The organism is Kribbella ginsengisoli, from assembly GCF_039537185.1.
In the GTDB taxonomy this organism is placed as follows: domain Bacteria; phylum Actinomycetota; class Actinomycetes; order Propionibacteriales; family Kribbellaceae; genus Kribbella; species Kribbella koreensis.
Genome location: NZ_BAABAA010000055.1, coordinates 1 through 551, shown reverse-complemented (window position 1 = coordinate 551; position 551 = coordinate 1). Strand labels below are relative to the sequence as shown.

Here is a 551-nt window from a genome sequence, read left to right as displayed (position 1 = left end):
CCGTCAGTCGGCCGTAAACAAGTCTGCGTACTCGGCGCCGTAGTCACCTGTCGCTTCCGTGGATGGACCGGGATCATCGCTACCGCCGTCACGGGCTCGCGGTGACCAGCGCCTCGACCAGCTGCTCGGGTTTAAAGATCAGCTTGGTATCGAACCGCTCATCGAGCTTGTCGTCCTTATCGCGCGTGAGGGCTCGGACCCACTGTTGTTCGGTAAACACCAGGTCGCAGTAGACCGTGCGGACGGGTAGTTGCACGGCGTCGATGAAGTCGTTCGATTTCCACTTTTGATGCTGGGGCGGATGCAGGTGCTTGCTCACCCGCAGTGCGTTGGTCACCCGGCGGGTGGGGAGGGACTGAACGAGTTGGAGCAGACCTACGCCACCCAAGGTTTCCGTCACTTCCGTTGCACTGATGCCGGCGGCCGTGAGCCGATCACGGAGGGCCGGGGCGATGTCGTTGAAGTCTGAGTGGACGACCGCAGGAAGCAACTCGGCGCGCGGTACCTTCCGTCGCGCGATCTCTTCAGCGACGCTGACTTCGTGCTGTACG

The 551-nt window shown here is 62.3% G+C and carries 1 protein-coding gene; it reads right to left on the bottom strand.

Going from position 1 to position 551, the window contains the following annotated elements; genetic code table 11:
* Nucleotides 1-88: 88 nt before the first annotated feature.
* Nucleotides 89-551 (bottom strand): hypothetical protein (locus ABD768_RS43030; RefSeq protein ID WP_344850776.1); only part of this gene is annotated, 463 nt, incomplete at its 5' end.